Here is a 242-nt window from a genome sequence, read left to right on the forward strand (position 1 = left end):
GGCTTGCAGTTCGGCTTTTTGGGTGAGGTATTGGGATTCTTGATAGGCCTCGGTGTCGCCTTGCAGGCTGTAGAGCTGTTCGCGCAGTGATGTGAGGGTGCTGGTTGCGGAGTCGCTCATTTGATCCAGCTGGGATTGTGCACTGGCCAGCGCGGCGCGGAGTGTTGATAGATTTTGAGAGCCCAGCAGGCTCATGTTGTTGCTGGCGGTGCGAGCGCTGTTGATAAGCCGCTGATTGACGT

The 242-nt window shown here is 57.0% G+C and carries 1 protein-coding gene; it reads right to left on the reverse strand.

What is annotated here, in order from left to right; translation table 11 throughout:
* Nucleotides 1–242: hypothetical protein (locus tag Q4563_RS22055; protein ID WP_303606059.1), on the reverse strand; the 242-nt coding region annotated here is incomplete at both ends.

This window comes from Gilvimarinus sp. 1_MG-2023 (genome assembly GCF_030548285.1).